We start from the raw sequence: 16,862 nt of genomic DNA on the forward strand, positions 1-16,862 counted from the left end.
GTTACGGTCGACTATGAGTACTGAAGCTTCCAGCCCCCGTACAGCGCGAACCGGTTACCGTGGACCGGACCTCGCCCGCCAAATCACGGTGACGGTCTGCTTCCTGGTCTGCATCGTGGGTTCCATGATCGGAGTGGGCGTGTTCGGAGGCACACCCATCGCGGAGGCAGCCGGCGGCGCCCTCAGCGCCGACGCCACCTATCTGGCTCCGGCCAGCCCCGCATTCTCCATCTGGTCCGTCATCTACACCGGCCTGGGCCTCTACACGCTCTACCAGTGGTTCCCTTCCCAGCGCAGCTCAGACCGCCAGCGTTCGCTCGGCTGGCTGGTGGCGGCGTCCCTTCTGCTCAATGCCGCGTGGATCCTCACAGTGCAGGCCGGTGCGGTAATCCTGAGCGTGGTGGTGATTGTTTTGCTGCTGGTTGTCCTGGCGGTCTGCTTCCGCCGGTATGTCACCACACGCGCCGGCCGCAGCTGGCCGGAGTGGATTGCCGTTGACGGCACGCTGGGCCTCTACCTCGGCTGGGTGTGCGTGGCCACGGCAGCCAATACCGCCTCCGCCCTTACCTCGGAAGGATTCCGGGGATTCGGGATAGCGCCCGAGATCTGGGCCTGGGGTGTCCTGGCCGTGGCGGCCGGCATTGGAGTGGCGCTGGCTGCCGCAGGCCATGGCCGCCTTGCCCCCGCGGCCTCCCTGGCCTGGGGTTTGGCCTGGATCGCCGTCTCCCGGCTTAACGGCGGGCTTGAATCGACGTCGACGGCGGTGGCCGCCATCGCTGCCGCCGCCGTTGTGGTGCTGGCGACGGTCCTGCTGCGCGTCCGGCGGGGCGCCCGGGATTCCGGGGCGCAGCAACGAACAGCCTAAAAAAACAGCAGGCGGCCGGGGAATTCCCCCGGCCGCCTTCTGTTTGAGCCCGCGTGGATTAGTTGGAGCGGGCGTAGGACTCCCATTTGTGCGCCTGGTGTTCGCCGTCCACCACGCGGATGGTGCCGGACTTGGAGCGCATCACGATGGACTGGGTGAGCACGCGGTCCTTCTTGTAGCGCACGCCGCGCAGCAGGTCACCGTCGGTGATGCCGGTGGCCGCGAAGTAGCAGTTGTCGCTGGTGACCAGGTCATTGGTGGTCATCACACGGTCAAGGTCGTGTCCGGCGTCGATCGCCTTCTGCTTCTCATCATCGGAGGTGGGCCACAGGCGGCCCTGGATGACACCGCCCAGCGTCTTGATGGCGCAGGCGGTAATGATGCCTTCGGGGGTGCCGCCGATGCCCATGAGCGCATCAACGTCGGTACCTTCGCGTGCGGCCGCAATGCCGCCGGCAACGTCGCCGTCCATCAGCATCCGGGTGCGGGCACCGGCGTCGCGGATTTCCTGCACCAGGGGCTTGTGCCGGTCGCGTTCCAGGATCATCACGTTGAGCTGGTTGATCTTCTTGCCCTTGGCCTTGGCGATCAGGTGCAGGTTCTGCTTGACCGGCAGGCGCAGGTCAACCATGTCGGCTGCCTCGGGCCCGGTGACCAGTTTTTCCATGTAGAAGACTGCAGACGGGTCGAACATGGTGCCGCGTTCGGCCACGGCAAGCACTGCCAGGGCGTTGTTGATGCCCAGGGCGGTGAGGCGGGTGCCGTCGATCGGGTCCACCGCCACGTCGCACAGGGCGCCGGTGCCGTCACCCACGTGCTCACCGTTGTACAGCATGGGGGCTTCGTCCTTCTCGCCTTCACCGATGACTACGACGCCGTTGAAGTGGACGGTGGAGATCAGGGAGCGCATGGCGTCGACGGCAGCGCCGTCGGCTGCGTTCTTGTCACCGAAACCCACCCAGTGGCCGCCGGCAATGGCCGCGGCCTCGGTGACACGGACCAGCTCGAGGGCCAGGTTCCGGTCCGGCTCGGAGTCCCCGACAGCCAATGCGGGGGAAAGAGTTGAGTACTGGGCACCTTTGGACACGTCAAACCTCATCTTCGAAATTTCGATGTAAACCGTCTGCGGACACCGGCTAAGGAGCAGAAGGCGTTTGTCCGATCATAGTCTGCGTGTTCAAAGCCACCACCCCGGGCACGGACCGGAGCACGGCGAACAGGTGCGAAGTAGGACTTCTTACCCGTATAAGCGATCATGGAGGGGTGAGTGAAACGCAACCGGATCCAAAGCAGCAGATCAACACTTCCGAACCGGAAACAGTGACTCCGGTCCTGACCGGCAAACAGGCCAAACGTGCCAACGCCACGGTCATGGGGATGCTGATCGCCACCGGGCTCACACTGGCGCTGTGCCTGGTTCCGGTGCTGATGAACCCCGCCCCCAAAATGCAGGCGCGGGACGTTGATGTGGCAGCTGTTGCCAACCAGGCCGCCGGCGATGCCGGTTACAGCCCGCTGGCTCCGGAGCTGCCCGAAGGCTGGACAGCGAACTATGCACGCTGGAACACCGGAAGCAATGACGGCGTAGCCACCTGGGAGGTGGGATATCTCACTCCCTCGACCGAGTTCATCAAACTGGTCCAGACGGACGCCGCCAACCCCACATGGCTCTACCAGAGCACCGGCGATTCAACTGTGGCCGGTGAGCGCCCGGCCGGCGGCGTGACCTGGGAACTGCGGGACTCAAAGAACGGTGAGGCAGCCATGGTGGCCGACATCGAAGGCCAGACCCTGGTGCTGTCCGGTTCCGCTGACCTGAGCGAGTTTGATGTCCTCGCCGAGCACGTGGTCCGGGAGCTTCGCGGCAACTGACCCCGCCGTCACTTTCCCCGCCGGCCGGGTCCGGTGGAGTAACCTCGAAAACGTGGAATCAGCAACCGGAAGAACATTCACCCCCGCACAGGCCTGGCAGAAGCTGCGTGAAGGCAACGAACGCTTCGTCGCAGGTACCGCCAACCACCCGAACCAGGACGCCCCGCGGCGAAGTTCCCTGGTCAATGAACAAAACCCTTTCGCGGTCATCTTCGGCTGTTCCGACTCCCGCCTTGCTGCTGAAATCATTTTCGATCTTGGCCTTGGCGATGCCTTTGTGGTCCGCACCGCGGGCCAGGTCATTGATGACGCCGTCCTCGGATCCCTGGAATACAGCGTGGGAACCCTGGGCGTACCGCTGATCGTGGTCCTTGGACATGACAGCTGCGGCGCCGTGACCGCCGCCAAAGCCACCGTGGAAACCGGCGAAATGCCCGGCGGCTACGTCCGCTCGCTCGTGGAACGCATCACGCCGTCCGTACTGGCGGCCCAGCGCAAGGACCTGCACGACGTCAACGACATGGTGGTGGAGCACACCAAGCAGACGTCCGAGCTGCTGGTGGAAAGCTCCCGCACCATCTCCGACGCGGTGGATGAGGGCCGGGTTGCCGTCATCGGCCTGTCCTACCGGCTGGCCGAGGGACGCGCAGACCTGGTCTCCGGTTTCGGAGCCCTGGAGCACCCTGCCGTGCAGCGCTCGGCAGCGCCCAAGTAGCAGTGCGTACCGTGGTTTCAGCTGCAGCGCCCGGGCAGATTAGGCTTGGGGGCATGACTTCTGACACCTCCGATTACCGCATCGAACACGACACCATGGGTGAGGTCCGCGTCCCGGCCTCCGCCCTCTACCGCGCCCAGACCCAGCGCGCGGTGGAGAACTTCCCCATCTCCGGCACCATGCTGGAACCCTCGCACATCGAAGCGCTGGCCCGGATCAAGAAGGCCGCTGCCACTGCAAATGCTGAACTGGGTGTGCTCGACGACGAGCGTGCCCGCGCCATCGAAAAGGCCGCCGACGCCGTCGCCGCCGGCACCCACAATGGCCAGTTCCCCATCGATGTCTTCCAGACCGGTTCCGGAACGTCCTCGAACATGAACACCAACGAGGTCCTGGCCGAACTCGCCACCCGCGCACTCAAAGAGGCCGGCAGCGAGACCACCGTGCACCCGAATGACCATGTGAACGCCTCGCAGTCCTCCAACGATGTGTTCCCGACCTCGGTGCACGTTGCTGCCACCTCGGCGCTTATCAACAACCTGATCCCGGCCCTTGAGCACCTGGCCGTGTCGCTGGAGCGCAAGGCCGAGGAATTCAAGGACGTGGTCAAGTCCGGCCGCACCCACCTGATGGACGCCACCCCGGTGACCCTCGGCCAGGAGTTCGGCGGCTACGCGGCCCAGGTCCGTTACGGCATTGAACGCGTCCAGGCTTCCCTGCCCCGCGTGGCGGAAGTACCGCTGGGCGGCACCGCCGTCGGGACCGGCATCAACACCCCCGCGGGCTTCCCGCAGCGAGTGATTGAACTGCTCGCCAAGGACACCGGCCTGCCGCTGACCGAGGCCCGCGACCACTTCGAGGCACAGGCCAACCGGGACGCGCTCGTCGAGGTCTCCGGCATGCTGCGTACCATCGCCGTTTCCTTCTCCAAGATCGCCAACGATCTGCGCTGGATGGGTTCGGGCCCCAACACGGGCCTGGGCGAAATCGCCATTCCGGACCTGCAGCCGGGTTCCTCCATCATGCCGGGCAAGGTCAATCCGGTCATTTCCGAGGCTGTCCTCCAGGTCGCAGCACAGGTTGTCGGCAACGACGCCGCCGTGGCCTGGGCCGGCACCTTCGGCTACTTTGAGCTGAACGTGGGCATTCCGGTCATTGCCGCGAACCTGCTTGAGTCCATCCGCCTGCTGGCCAACTCCTCGCGTGTGATGGCTGACAAGATGATCGACGGCATCGAAGCCAACGTTGAGCGCGCCCGTTACCTTGCCGAGGCCTCCCCCTCCATCGTGACCCCGCTGAACAAGTTCATCGGCTACGAGAACGCCGCAAAGATCGCCAAGTACTCGGTCAAGGAAGGCAAGACCATCCGCCAGGCCGTGGAAGATCTCGGCTACCTTGAGCGCGGCGAACTGACCGTTGAGCAGCTGGACAAGGCACTGGACGTCCTCTCCATGACCAAGCCGCCGCAGGCCTAGTTCCATCCCGGAGGCATCCGGGAAGCAGCTTTCCCAAGTTGTTTCCCGGATGCCTTTTTTTGCGCCCGAAGATTATTTGCACTCTATGGCCCAGAGTGTAAAACTTTACCTCGTGAAGAATAGTGCAGAGATGAGCGGCGGCCTGCGGGAACGGAAACGGACCGCTACAAAACTCGCCATCATCAAGGCTGCGCGGTCCCTGACCGCCGCGCACGGGGTCAACGGCTTCACCGTCGAGGAGCTATGCACGGAAGTCGGCATTTCGCGGCGCACCTTCTTCAATTATTTCCCGGCCAAGGAGGACGCCATCCTCGGCTCGCCGGCGGATGAAATCCCCGCTGACCTGGCCGAAGCCTTCATTGCCGGCGGGCCTGCCGCCGGCAGCAGCACAGGCTCCCTTTCCGACTCCCTGCTGGCGGACTTCCTGGACTTTGCCGTCGCCCTGATGGACCGGATGACCATGTCACGGACCCAGATGACAGCACTCCAGGACGCCGTTGCCGCCGAGCCGCGGCTATTGCAGAAAATAATGCACGGCACCAGGGACGCCGAGGACACCTTCGCTGCGATCCTGTCCGCCCGCGAGAAAGTGCCGGCAACGGATCCCCGCATCCGGGCGGCGCTTGGTTTGTTCAGCTGCCTCACCCAACGGGCCGGACCGGCATTCTTCGCGCCCGGCAACACCCTGTCCTACCGGTCCCTCCTCACGGAGGAGGCTGCCACCCTGCAGGACCTGCTTGCCGGCATGACGCCGGTGACCCGGGATTCCCTTCCCGCGGGTACCTTCACCCCAACTCCCCCACCAACTCCCCCACCGCCCTCTCCCAAGGACCACCCATGACCACCACCGCAGCGCCCGCGTCCGGGCCGCTCCTGCTGACCCAGAGACGCATCTGGATCATCTTCTCCGCCCTTATTGCGGGCATGCTGTTGTCCAGCCTGGACCAGACGATTGTCTCCACTGCCATGCCCACGATCGTGGGTGAGCTCGGCGGCGTCGAGCACCAGACCTGGATCACCACCGCCTATCTGCTGGCCACCACCATCGTGATGCCCATCTACGGCAAGTTCGGTGACGTCCTGGGGCGGCGCAACCTGTTCCTCTTCGCCATCGCCCTGTTTACCGCAGCATCCGTGGGCTGTGCCTTTGCCACGGACTTCTGGGGTTTCGTGGTCTTCCGCGCCATCCAGGGCCTGGGCGGCGGCGGTCTGATGATCCTCTCGCAGGCGATCATCGCCGACATTGTGCCGGCGAACCAGCGCGGCAAGTACCTGGGCCCGCTGGGCGGCATCTTCGGCCTGTCCGCCGTCGCCGGGCCCCTGTTGGGCGGTTTCTTCGTGGACCACATGACATGGCAGTGGGCGTTCTACATCAACATCCCCATTGGCATCATTGCCTTCCTGATCGCCTTTTTCACCTTGACCCTGCCGAGCAAAAAGGCGCAGAAGCGGATCGACATCGGTGGCGTGGTTTTCCTGTCCATCGCCACCACCTGCCTGATCTTCTTCACCGACTTCGGCGGACGGGCTGACCACGGCTGGTCGGATCCGCTCACGCTCGCCTTCGGCGCCGGAATGCTGCTGGCTGCCCTGATTTTCGTCATGATCGAACGCCGGGTGGAGGACCCGATCATTCCGCTGGGCCTCTTCAGGAACCCCATCTTCGTAAACAGCACCGCCATTGGCTTCACCCTGGGCATGGGCATGTTCGCCGCGCTGGCCTTCGTCCCGACGTTCCTCCAGATGTCCACAGGCACCTCGGCGGCTGTCTCCGGCCTGCTGATGCTGCCCATGATGGTGGGCATGATGGGTACCTCCATCTACTCCGGCCTGGCGATTACCAAAACCGGGACGTACAGGAAGTACCCCATCATGGGTGCAGCGCTTGTTATTGCCGCAATGCTCTGGATGACCACGCTGTCCGCGGACACCCCGGTCTGGGTCATCTGCGCCCAGCTGTTCGTTTTCGGCGCCGGCCTGGGCTACATCATGCAGGTAGTGGTGCTGGTAGTGCAGAACTCGGTTCCCGTGGACCAGATCGGCACCGCGACTTCCAGCAACAATTACTTCCGCGAAGTCGGCGCCTCTCTGGGTGTGGCCATCTTCGGCGCGATGTTTACGTCCCGGCTCGCTGAGAACCTGAAGGAAACCTTCGCCGGGGCGGGGCTCGACGCCTCTGCTGCAGGCGAGGCAACGGCAACGCTGCAGCCGTCGGTCCTGAAAACCCTCCCCGAGCCGCTGCAGGAGGGCATTGTTACCGCCTACGCGGATTCACTGGCGCCGGTGTTCTGGTACCTGATTCCGTTCCTGGTGATTGCCCTGGTGCTGGCCCTCTTCCTCAAGCAGATTCCGCTCTCGGATGTGGCCGGCATGGTGGCCCGCGGCGAAGCAGTCGGCGGGCCCGAAGCGGACCTGCTGGAAGCCGAGCGGCTGGCCGGACTCAAGTCCGGCACAACCGGCAGCGACGCCAGTGCCGGCCGTGCCGCCCCGGACGGACCGGACGGACCGGACGGACCGGACGGACCGGACGGACCGGACACGCAGGACGCTGGCACACAGGACGCTGGCACACGGGCCCCGGATAACCCGTACCGCGATACCGGCCGCTGACCTTCATCAGCCGGACGAACGGGGGAAGTCCGGTGGCAGGGTCCGTCCGGCCGCACCTTCAGGGTGCGGCCGGACGGGCCCTGACGCCTTCCCGGGGTCTTTACCCGGCGCCCTGGCCTTCGAACACCGGTATGCCGTTGGAGGACTGCGCCAAAGCGATGAGCATCCGGTGCCGTTCACTCAGGTCCGGCAGGGCGTCGAGGGCGTACCAGCCCACGTCGGTGGACTCGTCGTCGTTTACCCGCGCCGCTCCACTGACGTACCGGCAGCTGAAGGCAAGGTTCAGGAACGAGCAGACGTCCCCGTTGGGAAAGGTGACGGGTCCGTGGGCGCCCACATGGATCAGGTGCACCAGTTCAGCGCGGACGCCGGTTTCCTCCTCGACCTCACGCAGTGCCCCCGGGCCCGGCTCCTCGCCGGGGTCCAGCATGCCGGTGATCAGCGTCCATCGTCCGTCGTCGGCACGCCGGCCCAGGAGCACCTCGTGTTCTTCGTTGAACACCACTGCGGTCACGCCGGGAAGCCAGAGCGGATCGTGTCCGATCCGCTCCCGCAGGGTCAGGACAAACTCAGGGGTAGGCATGGTTTCTACTGTAGGCCAGGGGCCAGCATGGCCACCGTAGCCCCCAGGAACAGGAACGGGCCGAAGGGCACGGCGGTCCTCCCGGTTCCACGGCGGCTGAGGATCAGTCCCGCTCCCCAGAGGCCTCCGGCGACAAAGGTGGCCACCACGCCCGCGAAGACGTGCCCTGCCCCCAGGAAACCCAGGTACAGCCCCAGCAGCCCGGCCAGCTTGACGTCCCCGAACCCCAGTCCCGCAGGGTTCAGCAGCCGGAGGGCAAAGAAACCTCCCCACAGGGCTGCAGAGCCCATCAGCAGCCAGCCCACCCGCTCCGGCTCCCCCGCAGCCAGCGATGCCCCGCCCAGGAGCAGCCCGGCGGCGGGATAGGACGGCAGGATCAGGGCATTCGGGAGCCTGCGGGTACGGATGTCCGCCAGGCTCAGGCGAACCGCCAGGACACCGAACCAGCCCAGCGCCAGGCATAGCAGCAGCGCCGCCGCCGCGCCACCGGCGCCCGCAGAGCTGTATTCCGCCAAAACCCCCAGCATGGCCATAACCTAGCCCAGCCCCGGGGGCCAGGGATCCGGGAAGCCTTTCCTGTGGACAACCGGCCGGGCCGGGCTAGCCGATCTGGCCCTCCTCAAGGAGTTCCGTAACCAGTGCGGCGATAGGCGAGCGCTCGGAACGGGTGAGGGTAATGTGCCCGAACAGGGGATGTCCCTTGAGTGTTTCCACCACCGCCGCGACACCGTCGTGCCGTCCCACCCGCAGGTTGTCGCGTTGGGCAACGTCGTGGGTCAGGACCACCTTGGAGTTCTGGCCGATTCGGGAGAGCACCGTCAGCAGCACGTTCTTCTCAAGCGACTGCGCCTCATCCACAATCACGAAGGAATCGTGGAGGGAACGGCCGCGGATGTGTGTCAGGGGCAGCACCTCCAGCATGCCGCGGTCCAGCACTTCCTCCACCACTTCGGGCGACACCAGCGCTTCGAGGGTGTCGAACACCGCCTGTCCCCAGGGTCCCATTTTCTCGGACTCCGATCCCGGGAGGTAGCCCAGTTCCTGGCCGCCCACGGCATACAGCGGCCGGAACACCACCACTTTGCGGTGTTCCCGGCGCTCCAGCACCGCCTCCAGCCCTGCACACAGGGCCAGGGCCGATTTCCCGGTCCCCGCCCGCCCGCCCAGCGAGACAATGCCTACCTCGCGGTCCATCAGCAGGTCGATGGCCAGGCGCTGCTCCGCCGACCGGCCATGCAGGCCGAAGACATCCCGGTCACCGCGCACGAGCCGCAGACGCTTGTCGGTTCCCACCCGGCCCAGGGCGGATCCCCGGCCGGCCATCAGGACGGTGCCGGTGTTCACCGGCAGCTCGGCAGCTTCCGGGACAAACACGGGCTGGTGTTCATACAGCAGCCCCATATCGGACTCGGAAATATCCAGCTCCGCCACTCCGGTCCAGCCGCTGTCCCGTACCAGTTCGTTGCGGTATTCGTCCGCGGCCAGGCCCATTGCCGAGGCCTTGAGCCGCATGGGCAGGTCCTTGGACACCACGGTGACGTTCCGGCCTTCATCGGCCATGCTTTTGGCGACGGCCAGGATCCGGCTGTCATTGTCGCTGCCCCGGATCCCGTCGGGGAGAACGTCGGTGGAAATGTGGTTCAGTTCCACCCGCAGCGTACCGCCGCTTGGACCGAGGGGAATGGGTGCGCTCAGCCCGCCGTGCTGCACCCGGAGATCATCAAGCAGCCGCAGGGCGTTGCGTGCGAAATACCCCAGCTCGGGGTCCTGCCGTTTGTTTTCGAGTTCGGTCACCACCACCAGGGGCAGAATGACCTCGTGTTCGGCGAACCTCAGGATGGCCCGGGGATCGGAAAGCAGCACCGAAGTGTCCAGGACGTAGCTGGCCCGATCCGTATCGGTGCCGGAGATGGGAGCCGGAGATGCCGCGGCCCATCCGTGGGGAATTTCTTCTGACTGCCTTCTTGCGTCCTCGTGGGGCACGTGGAACTCCCGTCAGGGGCCACCACCGGCAGCCCCGGTCGCTGGATGCAGTGCTTCCGGAGCGCACAACTCGCCCGGCAGCTGCGAACGGCCGGCACCGGGCGCGGCCGATAAGCACCAAAGTACGCCCGCAACGGCCGTCACCGCAGCAGGACACGGTCCCGAATCTCAGGAACCGAAGCGCCGCTGCCGGCTCGCGTAGTCGCGCAGGGCGCGCAGGAAGTCCACGCGACGAAAGTCCGGCCAGAGCGCCTCACAGAAGTAAAACTCGCTGTAGGCGCTCTGCCACATCAGGAAACCGGACAGGCGCTGCTCTCCGGAGGTCCTGATAACCAGTTCCGGGTCCGGCTGGCCGCGGGTGTAGAGGTATTCGGAGATCCGTTCATCACAGATTTCCTCGGTCACGTCCGCGATCCCCTTGCCCTGGGCTTCGGCGTCGCGGAGCAGTTCCTTAACCGCGTCCACGATTTCGCGGCGCCCCCCGTAGCCGATCGCCACGTTGACGTGCAGTCCCTCGGCATCGGCAGTGCTTTCCCCGAGGCCGGTGAGCTGCTTGGCCAGGTTCTGCGGCAGGATCTCCAGCGCCCCCACGGGCTGGACCCGCAGATCACCCTTTTCGGCCAGCCGGTCCATGGTGTTGCCGATGATGTTCAGCAGGGGTTCAAGCTCATCCGCGTCCCGGTTCAAGTTGTCGGTGGAGAGCATGTACAGGGTGACGGTGCGTACCCCCAGTTCCTCGCACCAGCCCAGGAACTCCAGTATCTTGTCCGCACCGGCCTGGTGTCCGTCGCTTGTGGGTGCACCCGCCAGCTTGGCCCAGCGCCTGTTTCCGTCCACCATCACGCCGATATGCTGGGGAATACGGTCTCCGCTCAGGGACCGCCTGAGCTTGCGTTCATAGAAGGCATAGACGACTCCGGGGAATCTCATAGTCTGCCTCACCTGCCTCAGGTCGGGAGCGGAACCGGAGGGGCCGCAAGGGCGGCTCCGTCTTTGTCCGAAGTGGAAAAATCTTCTCCTAGGCTACCGCTAGCTTGTCCCCTGGTTGCGCCGGGAAGGGGTGCGGCTCAGCTACCCAACCGTAAGTTACCGGATCGTAGGTTAGAATTTCCGTTATGGATTCGTCACCATCGTCCGCCCGGACTCCCGGCATTCCCGCCCAGCACGATCCGGAGTCCCGGACCACTCCCGGCCCGCTTGAAAGCGCCGTTGAAACCGTGGCTGCAGAGCTGGAAATCAAACCCCGTCTGCGCGGCTGGCTGCATGCCGGCGCGGCCCCCCTGGCATTGGCAGCGGGAATTGTCCTGGTGGTCCTCTCCCCCACCGCCGGTACCCGGATTGCCTCGGCCATCTATGCCCTGACCGGTGTCCTGCTGTTCGGCACCAGTGCTGTCTACCACCGCGGAAACTGGTCGCCGAAGGTCAAGGTGGTGCTCAAGCGGCTGGACCACACCAACATCATGCTGGTTATTGCCGGCTCCTACACACCGCTGGCATGGTCACTGCTGCCACGGGACAGCGCGGTGACCCTGCTGTGGATCATCTGGACGGGCGCGCTTCTTGGTGTCGCCTTCCGGCTCCTGTGGCTGCACGCCCCGCGCTGGCTGTACACCCCCGTCTACATTGCGCTGGGCTGCGCCGCGCTCTTTTATATTCCGGAGTTCTACGGGGTCAATCCGACCGCCGCAGTGCTGATCTGCGTGGGTGGTGCCATGTACATTACCGGCGCAGTCATCTACGCCATGAAACGGCCCAACCCCTCAGTGGAGTGGTTCGGTTTCCATGAGATCTTCCATGCCTTTACGCTGGCCGGTTTCACCGCCCACTACATTGCCATCCTGTTGGCCGTGCTCTCGGTCGGCGGCTAGGCGCCAGCCGACCGCCCCCCCAAAAAAACACACAGCTGCTCAGCACAGGGACCGGGCTCAGCGCAGGGACTGGAACTGCGCAGTGAGTTCAGCCGGGTCGGATACCGGCCGGCTGCACACCATTCCCTGGCACAGGTACGCCAGCGCCCCGCCGTCGGGTGCCTGCCGGTTCCGGAGCAGCGGCACGCGGGATTCGTCCCCGGCACCCGCGCCGAAGGCCATCACGACGCCGGGGCCTCCCGCTGCACGCCCGGCCCGCAGCAGCCGGTCAACTGCTGCTTCATCGGTTCCGCAGACGGCCAGTTCGAGGGGTCCCTCCAGCGCCTGGGCCAGGACGGACATGGCCCAGCCTCCGGCCCGCGGTGCCCGCGCCGCCACCAACTGCACATGGGCCAGAAGGGATTCTGCCAGGGCCCGGTGCCGGCTCGAGCCGGAGTACGCCGCATATGTCACCAGCACTCCGGCGAACAAGGCCGTGCCGCTGGGAGCCGGCCCGTCCAACGGGTCTGCCGCGGCGAGGGAACCCTGCGCGGCTGCGAGCTGGACTGTTGGTACGGCGGTGTCCTGCAGCACGCCGTCCACAATGAAGCGTTGTTCCGCCGCCAGGACCAGTTCCTCGGCGGCGAGATACCAGCGTTCCTCCCCCGTGGCGGCGAAAAGGGCGAAAAGACCCTCTGCCACCCCGGCATAATCCTCCAGCAGTCCTTCGAAGCCTGCCGCAGCACCATCATGGGAAACCCGCAGCAGTACGCCGTCACGGTAGTGGACGCGCAGCAAATAGCCGGCGGCGTCCCGGGCCAGGTCAAGCAGCCGGGCGGCTGCCTCGGCTCCGCCGTCCGTAGCGCCGCCGGCCATGGCACCGTTGTCTCCGCCGTCGCCGTCATCGCCCCCATCGCCGGAACCGCCGCCGGAGGAACCGGCATCGGCAATGGCCAGTGCGGCATCAGCCAGCCCCGCCACCGCTAGCCCGTTCCAGCCCGCCACCACCTTGTCATCGCGGTCGGGCTGCGGCCGGAGGTTCCGCGCAGCCCGCAGTGCCGGACGCAGCCGGAGCCAGAGACTTTCCTGCTCCGGATCCAACCGGCGGCCGAAATGCAGTGTCGAGCCTCCCTCGGGCATGGCTCCGGTCTCCAGGTCCAGGAGCGAGAGCAGGGCGTCTGCTTCCGTGTCCGGCACGGCGGCGGAAGCCAACGCCGAGCGGAGCTGATCGCCGGTCCACACGTAGGTGGCGCCTTCGCGCCGTCGGCCGTCCACTACTGTGTCAGCGTCCAGCGAGGAGGCAAAGCCGCCGCCGTCCACGCGCAGCCTCTGCGAGAGCCACCGGGCGGTATCGGTGCAGACGCGCAGCGCCAGGCTGCGCTGTTCCCCGGTGGCGGCCGTCCTGCTCCAGTGCGCATAGAGCCGCAGCAGCTGCGCATTGTCGTAGAGCATTTTCTCGAAGTGCGGGACGGCCCAGGCCCGATCCACGGTGTAGCGGGCAAAGCCGCCTTCCAGCTGGTCATACAGCGCGCTGCGCGCCATGGTTTCCAGTGTGCGGCCGGCTATTCCGGCTGCGGTGCCTGCTGCGGGTGCGTTGCCTGAACCGTAGCCGAGCAGGAACTTCAGCAGGGGCGACGGCGGGAATTTCGGTGCGCCGCCCAGCCCGCCAAACCGGACGTCCTCCTGTTCGGCGACTTCTTCAACCGCCGTCGCCAGGACCTCGCCCGACAGACCTGTCCGGGACGCCGCGCCGGCGTTGTCCGTATTCAGGTCCAGCGCTCCCACGAGCCTCCGGTTCCCGTGCTGCGCCGAAGCAAGGTGCTCCGCAATCTGCGCTGCGCTGGCGGCTACCTCGTCCGGGCGGTCCCGCCAGGCCGTGGACACCGCTTCCAGAACCTGCCGGAAGGAGGGCGTCCCCTGCATCTGCCGGGGCGGGAAGTAGGTACCGGCATAGAAGGTCCGGCCGTCCGGAAGCGTGAACACGCTCATGGGCCATCCGCCCTGGCCGGTTAGCGCCTGGGTGGCTGCCATGTACACGGCATCGACGTCGGGCCGCTCCTCGCGGTCCACCTTCACCGGGACGAAGTTCTCGTTGAGGTACCGTGCGGTGGCGGCGTCCTCGAAGGACTCGTGCGCCATCACGTGGCACCAGTGGCAGGCGGCATAACCTACCGAAATGAAAACCGGTACGCTGCGGCGCCGGGCTTCGGCAAAGGCTTCATCCCCGAACGGCCACCAGTCCACCGGGTTGTCCGCGTGCTGGCGCAGATAGGCCGATGCCTGGTCCCTCAGTCGCTCGGCCATGGCTGGTCCGCTACCGCGGGAAGGTGTTTCCGGTGTCGGAGGGCTCCCCGGCAGCGGGGGCGTCCGGGGAAGGAACGCTTCCGGGCGCTGGTTTTGCTCCGTCGGCGGATTCACCGGGTGCCTGCATACCGGCTTCGCGTTCCGCCAGAGCCTGTGCGGCCTGCTCGCGGTAACGCACCCGGCGGATGCGCTTGGTCATGTCGCGGATCAGGAAAATGATCGCGAGGGCCAAAACCAGGGTGAAGATGAAGCCCAGCAGGCCCGGTGTGACATCTTTTTCATCGACCCCCGGGGCGAGGGTGGAGTCCGGAGCCGGGGTTACGGCAAGAGCCAGGCTGTACAGGAAGTTCACGGTATATCTCTCTCTTAGCCAGTGCGGCGGCGGAACAGTGTTCCCAAGCTCTATCGTATGCCAGCAAACAGGTCTGTCTCAGGGAGGACGGTTTCCACCCGGGACTCAATCAGGGAGTAATCCTCCCAGGGCCAGACCTCGCGCTGCATCTGGGGGCTGACGGCAAAGAAGAAGCCTTCCGGGTCCACCTGGGTCCGGTGGCTGCGCAGTGCTTCGTCACGGGCCTCGAAAAAATCTCCGCATTCAACCTGCGTGGTGGTGGGGTGCAGCGGGGCCGGCGGCTGGTGGCCCTCGGTATCCGCTTCCTGCCAGGCGGCGAGCCGCTCGGCGTACGGGGACTGCAGCCCGGCCGCTTCGAGGGCAACGTGCAGGGCACGGAACCGCTCCGGGTTGAAGGCGCGGTCATAGTAGAGCTTCAGGGGTTCCCAGGCTTCGCCGGTGCCCTTGTAGCGTTCCGGGTCGCCGGCGGCGGAGAAGGCTTCCACCGCGACCTTGTGCGCCATGATGTGGTCCGGGTGCGGATAGCCGCCGTTCTCGTCATAGCTGACAATGACGTGCGGGCGGAACTCCCGGACGAGCTTCACCAGGGGCGCAGCCGCGCGTTCCAACGGCTGCAGGGCGAAGCAGCCAAAGGGAAGCTCCGGCAGCGGGTCACCTTCGGGAAGGCCGGAATCCGCGAAGCCCAGCCAGCGGTGCCGGATGCCCAGCGCGGCCCTGGCTGCCTCCATTTCCCGCCGGCGGAGTCCGGCGAGGTCCCGTTTGCCGGCCGGGTCATCAGCGGCTCCGGGGTTCAGGATGGACCCCTGCTCGCCGCCGGTGCAGGTAGCCACCATGACGTCGACGCCGGCCGCGGCGTAGGCAGCCATCATGGCAGCTCCCTTGCTGGCCTCGTCGTCCGGATGGGCATGCACGGCGAGCAGGCGCAGCTCGGTCCGGGATTCGGTGCTTTCGCGGGCAGACAAGGCAACTCCTGAGATCAGCGGAACGGGGCGATGAATACGGCGGCTAAAATAGGCGTGTGAGCACTTCGGAAGGTCAACCCGAGACAACGGCACCCCAGCAGCCGGACGCTTCTGCGTCCGAGTCCAGATTAGCCAATCGCTACGGTGCCCCCAAGCGGAGCGTGCCGCGGCGTGCCCGCATTATCGGGGCCGGCGTGGCCGTGGCCGCTGCGGTGGTCGCCGTCGCGGTCTACAGCATCCCCAGCTCCGCAGGAACCGTGAGCTTCAAGGATGTCGGCTTCAGTTTCCCGGAGGAGGGCATGGCCACGGTCGAGTTCAACGTCGACAAATCCGAAGGAAGCACCGCTGCCTGCGCCGTCCAGGTGCTCAATGAAAGCTATGCCATTGTGGGTTGGAAAACCGTGGTTCTGGGCCCCGAGGTGCCTGAAACGAGCACGCAGAACATCGGCGTCCGTATCGATTCCCCTGCTGTCACGGGCGGTGTGAACACCTGCTGGATCGTCCCGGAGGATGAGGCCTGAGACCCGTTTGCCGACATCGCCCGGCGTATTGGGTTAAACCCGCCGGGCCACTAGTATGGAGAGCACGACATGCCCCGCCCAGGTGTCCGGCTATGCTCTGGTGAACTTCCCGCTGGAAGTCGCAGAAGGGTTTCAGAGATGGAACTCACAGAGCAGTCCGGTCCCGCACGGCGGGGTCTTTGCTTGTCAGGCCAATCCGGCCGGCGGGCGTTCAGCCATGCCGGACCAACAGGTGGTCCGGACGTTACATAAGGAGATACCCGTGTCAACCAACAGCGCATCTGTCGCCTGGCTCACGCAGGAGTCTTACGACCGCTTGAAGACGGAACTCGAGCACCTCTCCGGCCCCGGGCGGACAGAGATTGTTGCCCGCATCGAGCAGGCGCGCTCGGAGGGAGACCTCAAGGAAAACGGCGGCTACCACGCTGCCAAGGAGGAACAGGGCAAGGCTGAGGCCCGTATCCGGCAGCTCACCCAGCTCCTTGAGAACGCGCATGTTGGTGAATCCCCCGAGGACAACGGGGTTGTTGAGCCCGGCATGCTGGTGGAAGCGCGCGTTGCCGGAGACGTGGAAACCTTCCTGCTGGGCAGCCGTGAAATTGCCGGCGACAGCACTATCGACGTGTACAGCGAAAAGTCTCCCCTTGGCGCATCCATTTCCGGTCTGAAGGCCGGGGACAGCACCACCTACACTGCGCCGAACGGCAAGAGCATCTCCGTGGAGATCATCTCCGCCAAGCCGTACGCCGGCTAATACCAGCTGCACTTTCCAA

At 65.8% G+C, this 16,862-nt stretch carries 17 protein-coding genes; 9 read left to right on the forward strand and 8 right to left on the reverse strand.

Annotation, left to right across the window (positions count from 1 at the left end; genetic code table 11):
* The first annotated feature begins 13 nt into the window (after window positions 1–13).
* A complete protein-coding gene (locus AC5RVB_RS11000; protein ID WP_227904225.1) occupies window positions 14–865 on the forward strand; it encodes a TspO-related membrane protein in 852 nt (283 codons plus the stop codon).
* Window positions 866–923: 58 nt separating this feature from the next.
* On the opposite strand, the gene glpX is transcribed toward AC5RVB_RS11000, so the two are convergent.
* Window positions 924–1,964: a class II fructose-bisphosphatase gene (glpX, locus tag AC5RVB_RS11005; RefSeq protein ID WP_227904224.1), complete on the reverse strand. Its 1,041-nt coding sequence runs from the start codon at window positions 1,962–1,964 to the stop codon at window positions 924–926.
* A gap of 164 nt (window positions 1,965–2,128) precedes the next feature.
* On the opposite strand from glpX, the gene AC5RVB_RS11010 reads away from it, so the two are divergent.
* From AC5RVB_RS11010 to AC5RVB_RS11030, 5 genes are all read left to right on the forward strand, one after another.
* On the forward strand, window positions 2,129–2,737 hold the full coding sequence (locus AC5RVB_RS11010; protein WP_494142699.1) for a DUF4245 domain-containing protein: 609 nt from the start codon (window positions 2,129–2,131) through the stop codon (window positions 2,735–2,737).
* A gap of 52 nt (window positions 2,738–2,789) precedes the next feature.
* Complete coding sequence (locus AC5RVB_RS11015) at window positions 2,790–3,452, forward strand: carbonic anhydrase (protein WP_227904222.1); 663 nt, start codon at window positions 2,790–2,792, stop codon at window positions 3,450–3,452.
* 53 nt (window positions 3,453–3,505) lie between these two features.
* Complete coding sequence (locus AC5RVB_RS11020; RefSeq protein WP_227928890.1) at window positions 3,506–4,927, forward strand: class II fumarate hydratase; 1,422 nt, start codon at window positions 3,506–3,508, stop codon at window positions 4,925–4,927.
* A gap of 112 nt (window positions 4,928–5,039) precedes the next feature.
* Window positions 5,040–5,768: a TetR/AcrR family transcriptional regulator gene (locus AC5RVB_RS11025; protein WP_227904220.1), complete on the forward strand. Its 729-nt coding sequence runs from the start codon at window positions 5,040–5,042 to the stop codon at window positions 5,766–5,768.
* Window positions 5,765–7,537, forward strand: a complete 1,773-nt coding sequence (locus AC5RVB_RS11030) for an MDR family MFS transporter (RefSeq protein ID WP_494142700.1) — start codon at window positions 5,765–5,767, stop codon at window positions 7,535–7,537. The genes AC5RVB_RS11025 and AC5RVB_RS11030 overlap by 4 nt, the downstream gene beginning before the upstream one ends.
* Before the next feature lie 100 nt (window positions 7,538–7,637).
* Here the strand turns inward: AC5RVB_RS11030 and AC5RVB_RS11035 are convergent, their stop codons facing one another.
* The 4 genes from AC5RVB_RS11035 to AC5RVB_RS11050 form a co-directional block, all read right to left on the reverse strand.
* Window positions 7,638–8,120: an NUDIX hydrolase gene (locus tag AC5RVB_RS11035; RefSeq protein ID WP_494142701.1), complete on the reverse strand. Its 483-nt coding sequence runs from the start codon at window positions 8,118–8,120 to the stop codon at window positions 7,638–7,640.
* Between the two features lie 5 nt (window positions 8,121–8,125).
* The gene (locus AC5RVB_RS11040; RefSeq protein ID WP_494142702.1) at window positions 8,126–8,647 is read right to left on the reverse strand and encodes a prepilin peptidase; all 522 of its coding nucleotides are present in this window, start codon (window positions 8,645–8,647) and stop codon (window positions 8,126–8,128) included.
* A 73-nt stretch (window positions 8,648–8,720) separates the two neighbouring features.
* Entirely contained in the window at window positions 8,721–10,031 is a 1,311-nt protein-coding gene (gene phoH2 / locus AC5RVB_RS11045; protein WP_227904564.1) for an RNA 5'-3' helicase PhoH2, read from the reverse strand.
* 240 nt (window positions 10,032–10,271) lie between these two features.
* A complete protein-coding gene (locus AC5RVB_RS11050; protein WP_227904216.1) occupies window positions 10,272–11,033 on the reverse strand; it encodes an isoprenyl transferase in 762 nt (253 codons plus the stop codon).
* A 287-nt stretch (window positions 11,034–11,320) separates the two neighbouring features.
* Between AC5RVB_RS11050 and trhA the strand changes: the two genes are divergently transcribed.
* The gene (trhA, locus tag AC5RVB_RS11055) at window positions 11,321–11,971 is read left to right on the forward strand and encodes a PAQR family membrane homeostasis protein TrhA (protein WP_494142719.1); all 651 of its coding nucleotides are present in this window, start codon (window positions 11,321–11,323) and stop codon (window positions 11,969–11,971) included.
* Window positions 11,972–12,028: 57 nt separating this feature from the next.
* Here trhA and AC5RVB_RS11060 read toward each other — a convergent pair whose 3' ends face one another.
* The 3 genes from AC5RVB_RS11060 to mca are packed head-to-tail and all read right to left on the reverse strand — an operon-like array spanning window position 12,029 to window position 15,568.
* Entirely contained in the window at window positions 12,029–14,254 is a 2,226-nt protein-coding gene (locus AC5RVB_RS11060) for a thioredoxin domain-containing protein (RefSeq protein ID WP_494142703.1), read from the reverse strand.
* 10 nt (window positions 14,255–14,264) lie between these two features.
* Window positions 14,265–14,606, reverse strand: a complete 342-nt coding sequence (locus AC5RVB_RS11065) for a hypothetical protein (RefSeq protein WP_227928886.1) — start codon at window positions 14,604–14,606, stop codon at window positions 14,265–14,267.
* A gap of 50 nt (window positions 14,607–14,656) precedes the next feature.
* The gene (gene mca, locus AC5RVB_RS11070; RefSeq protein ID WP_227904213.1) at window positions 14,657–15,568 is read right to left on the reverse strand and encodes a mycothiol conjugate amidase Mca; all 912 of its coding nucleotides are present in this window, start codon (window positions 15,566–15,568) and stop codon (window positions 14,657–14,659) included.
* 56 nt (window positions 15,569–15,624) lie between these two features.
* Here mca and AC5RVB_RS11075 point away from each other — a divergent pair, with 56 nt between their 5' ends.
* Together AC5RVB_RS11075 and greA are read left to right on the forward strand one after the other, a co-directional pair.
* Window positions 15,625–16,089, forward strand: coding sequence for a DUF4307 domain-containing protein (locus tag AC5RVB_RS11075; protein ID WP_494142704.1), 465 nt, complete (start codon window positions 15,625–15,627; stop codon window positions 16,087–16,089).
* A 217-nt stretch (window positions 16,090–16,306) separates the two neighbouring features.
* On the forward strand, window positions 16,307–16,843 hold the full coding sequence (gene greA / locus AC5RVB_RS11080; RefSeq protein ID WP_290245443.1) for a transcription elongation factor GreA: 537 nt from the start codon (window positions 16,307–16,309) through the stop codon (window positions 16,841–16,843).
* Window positions 16,844–16,862 lie beyond the last annotated feature (19 nt).

Source organism: Arthrobacter sp. Y3225209 (assembly GCF_059090685.1).

What these genes read in the sequence shown, in the direction of transcription:
- AC5RVB_RS11000 (WP_227904225.1), top strand. Translation starts at nt 14, where the DNA reads ATGAGTACTGAAGCTTCCAGCCCCCGTACAGCGCGAACCGGTTACCGT.
- glpX (WP_227904224.1), bottom strand. Translation starts at nt 1,964, where the DNA reads ATGAGGTTTGACGTGTCCAAAGGTGCCCAGTACTCAACTCTTTCCCCC.
- AC5RVB_RS11020 (WP_227928890.1), top strand. Translation starts at nt 3,506, where the DNA reads ATGACTTCTGACACCTCCGATTACCGCATCGAACACGACACCATGGGT.
- AC5RVB_RS11030 (WP_494142700.1), top strand. Translation starts at nt 5,765, where the DNA reads ATGACCACCACCGCAGCGCCCGCGTCCGGGCCGCTCCTGCTGACCCAG.
- AC5RVB_RS11035 (WP_494142701.1), bottom strand. Translation starts at nt 8,120, where the DNA reads ATGCCTACCCCTGAGTTTGTCCTGACCCTGCGGGAGCGGATCGGACAC.
- AC5RVB_RS11040 (WP_494142702.1), bottom strand. Translation starts at nt 8,647, where the DNA reads ATGCTGGGGGTTTTGGCGGAATACAGCTCTGCGGGCGCCGGTGGCGCG.
- AC5RVB_RS11050 (WP_227904216.1), bottom strand. Translation starts at nt 11,033, where the DNA reads ATGAGATTCCCCGGAGTCGTCTATGCCTTCTATGAACGCAAGCTCAGG.
- AC5RVB_RS11060 (WP_494142703.1), bottom strand. Translation starts at nt 14,254, where the DNA reads ATGGCCGAGCGACTGAGGGACCAGGCATCGGCCTATCTGCGCCAGCAC.
- greA (WP_290245443.1), top strand. Translation starts at nt 16,307, where the DNA reads ATGCCGGACCAACAGGTGGTCCGGACGTTACATAAGGAGATACCCGTG.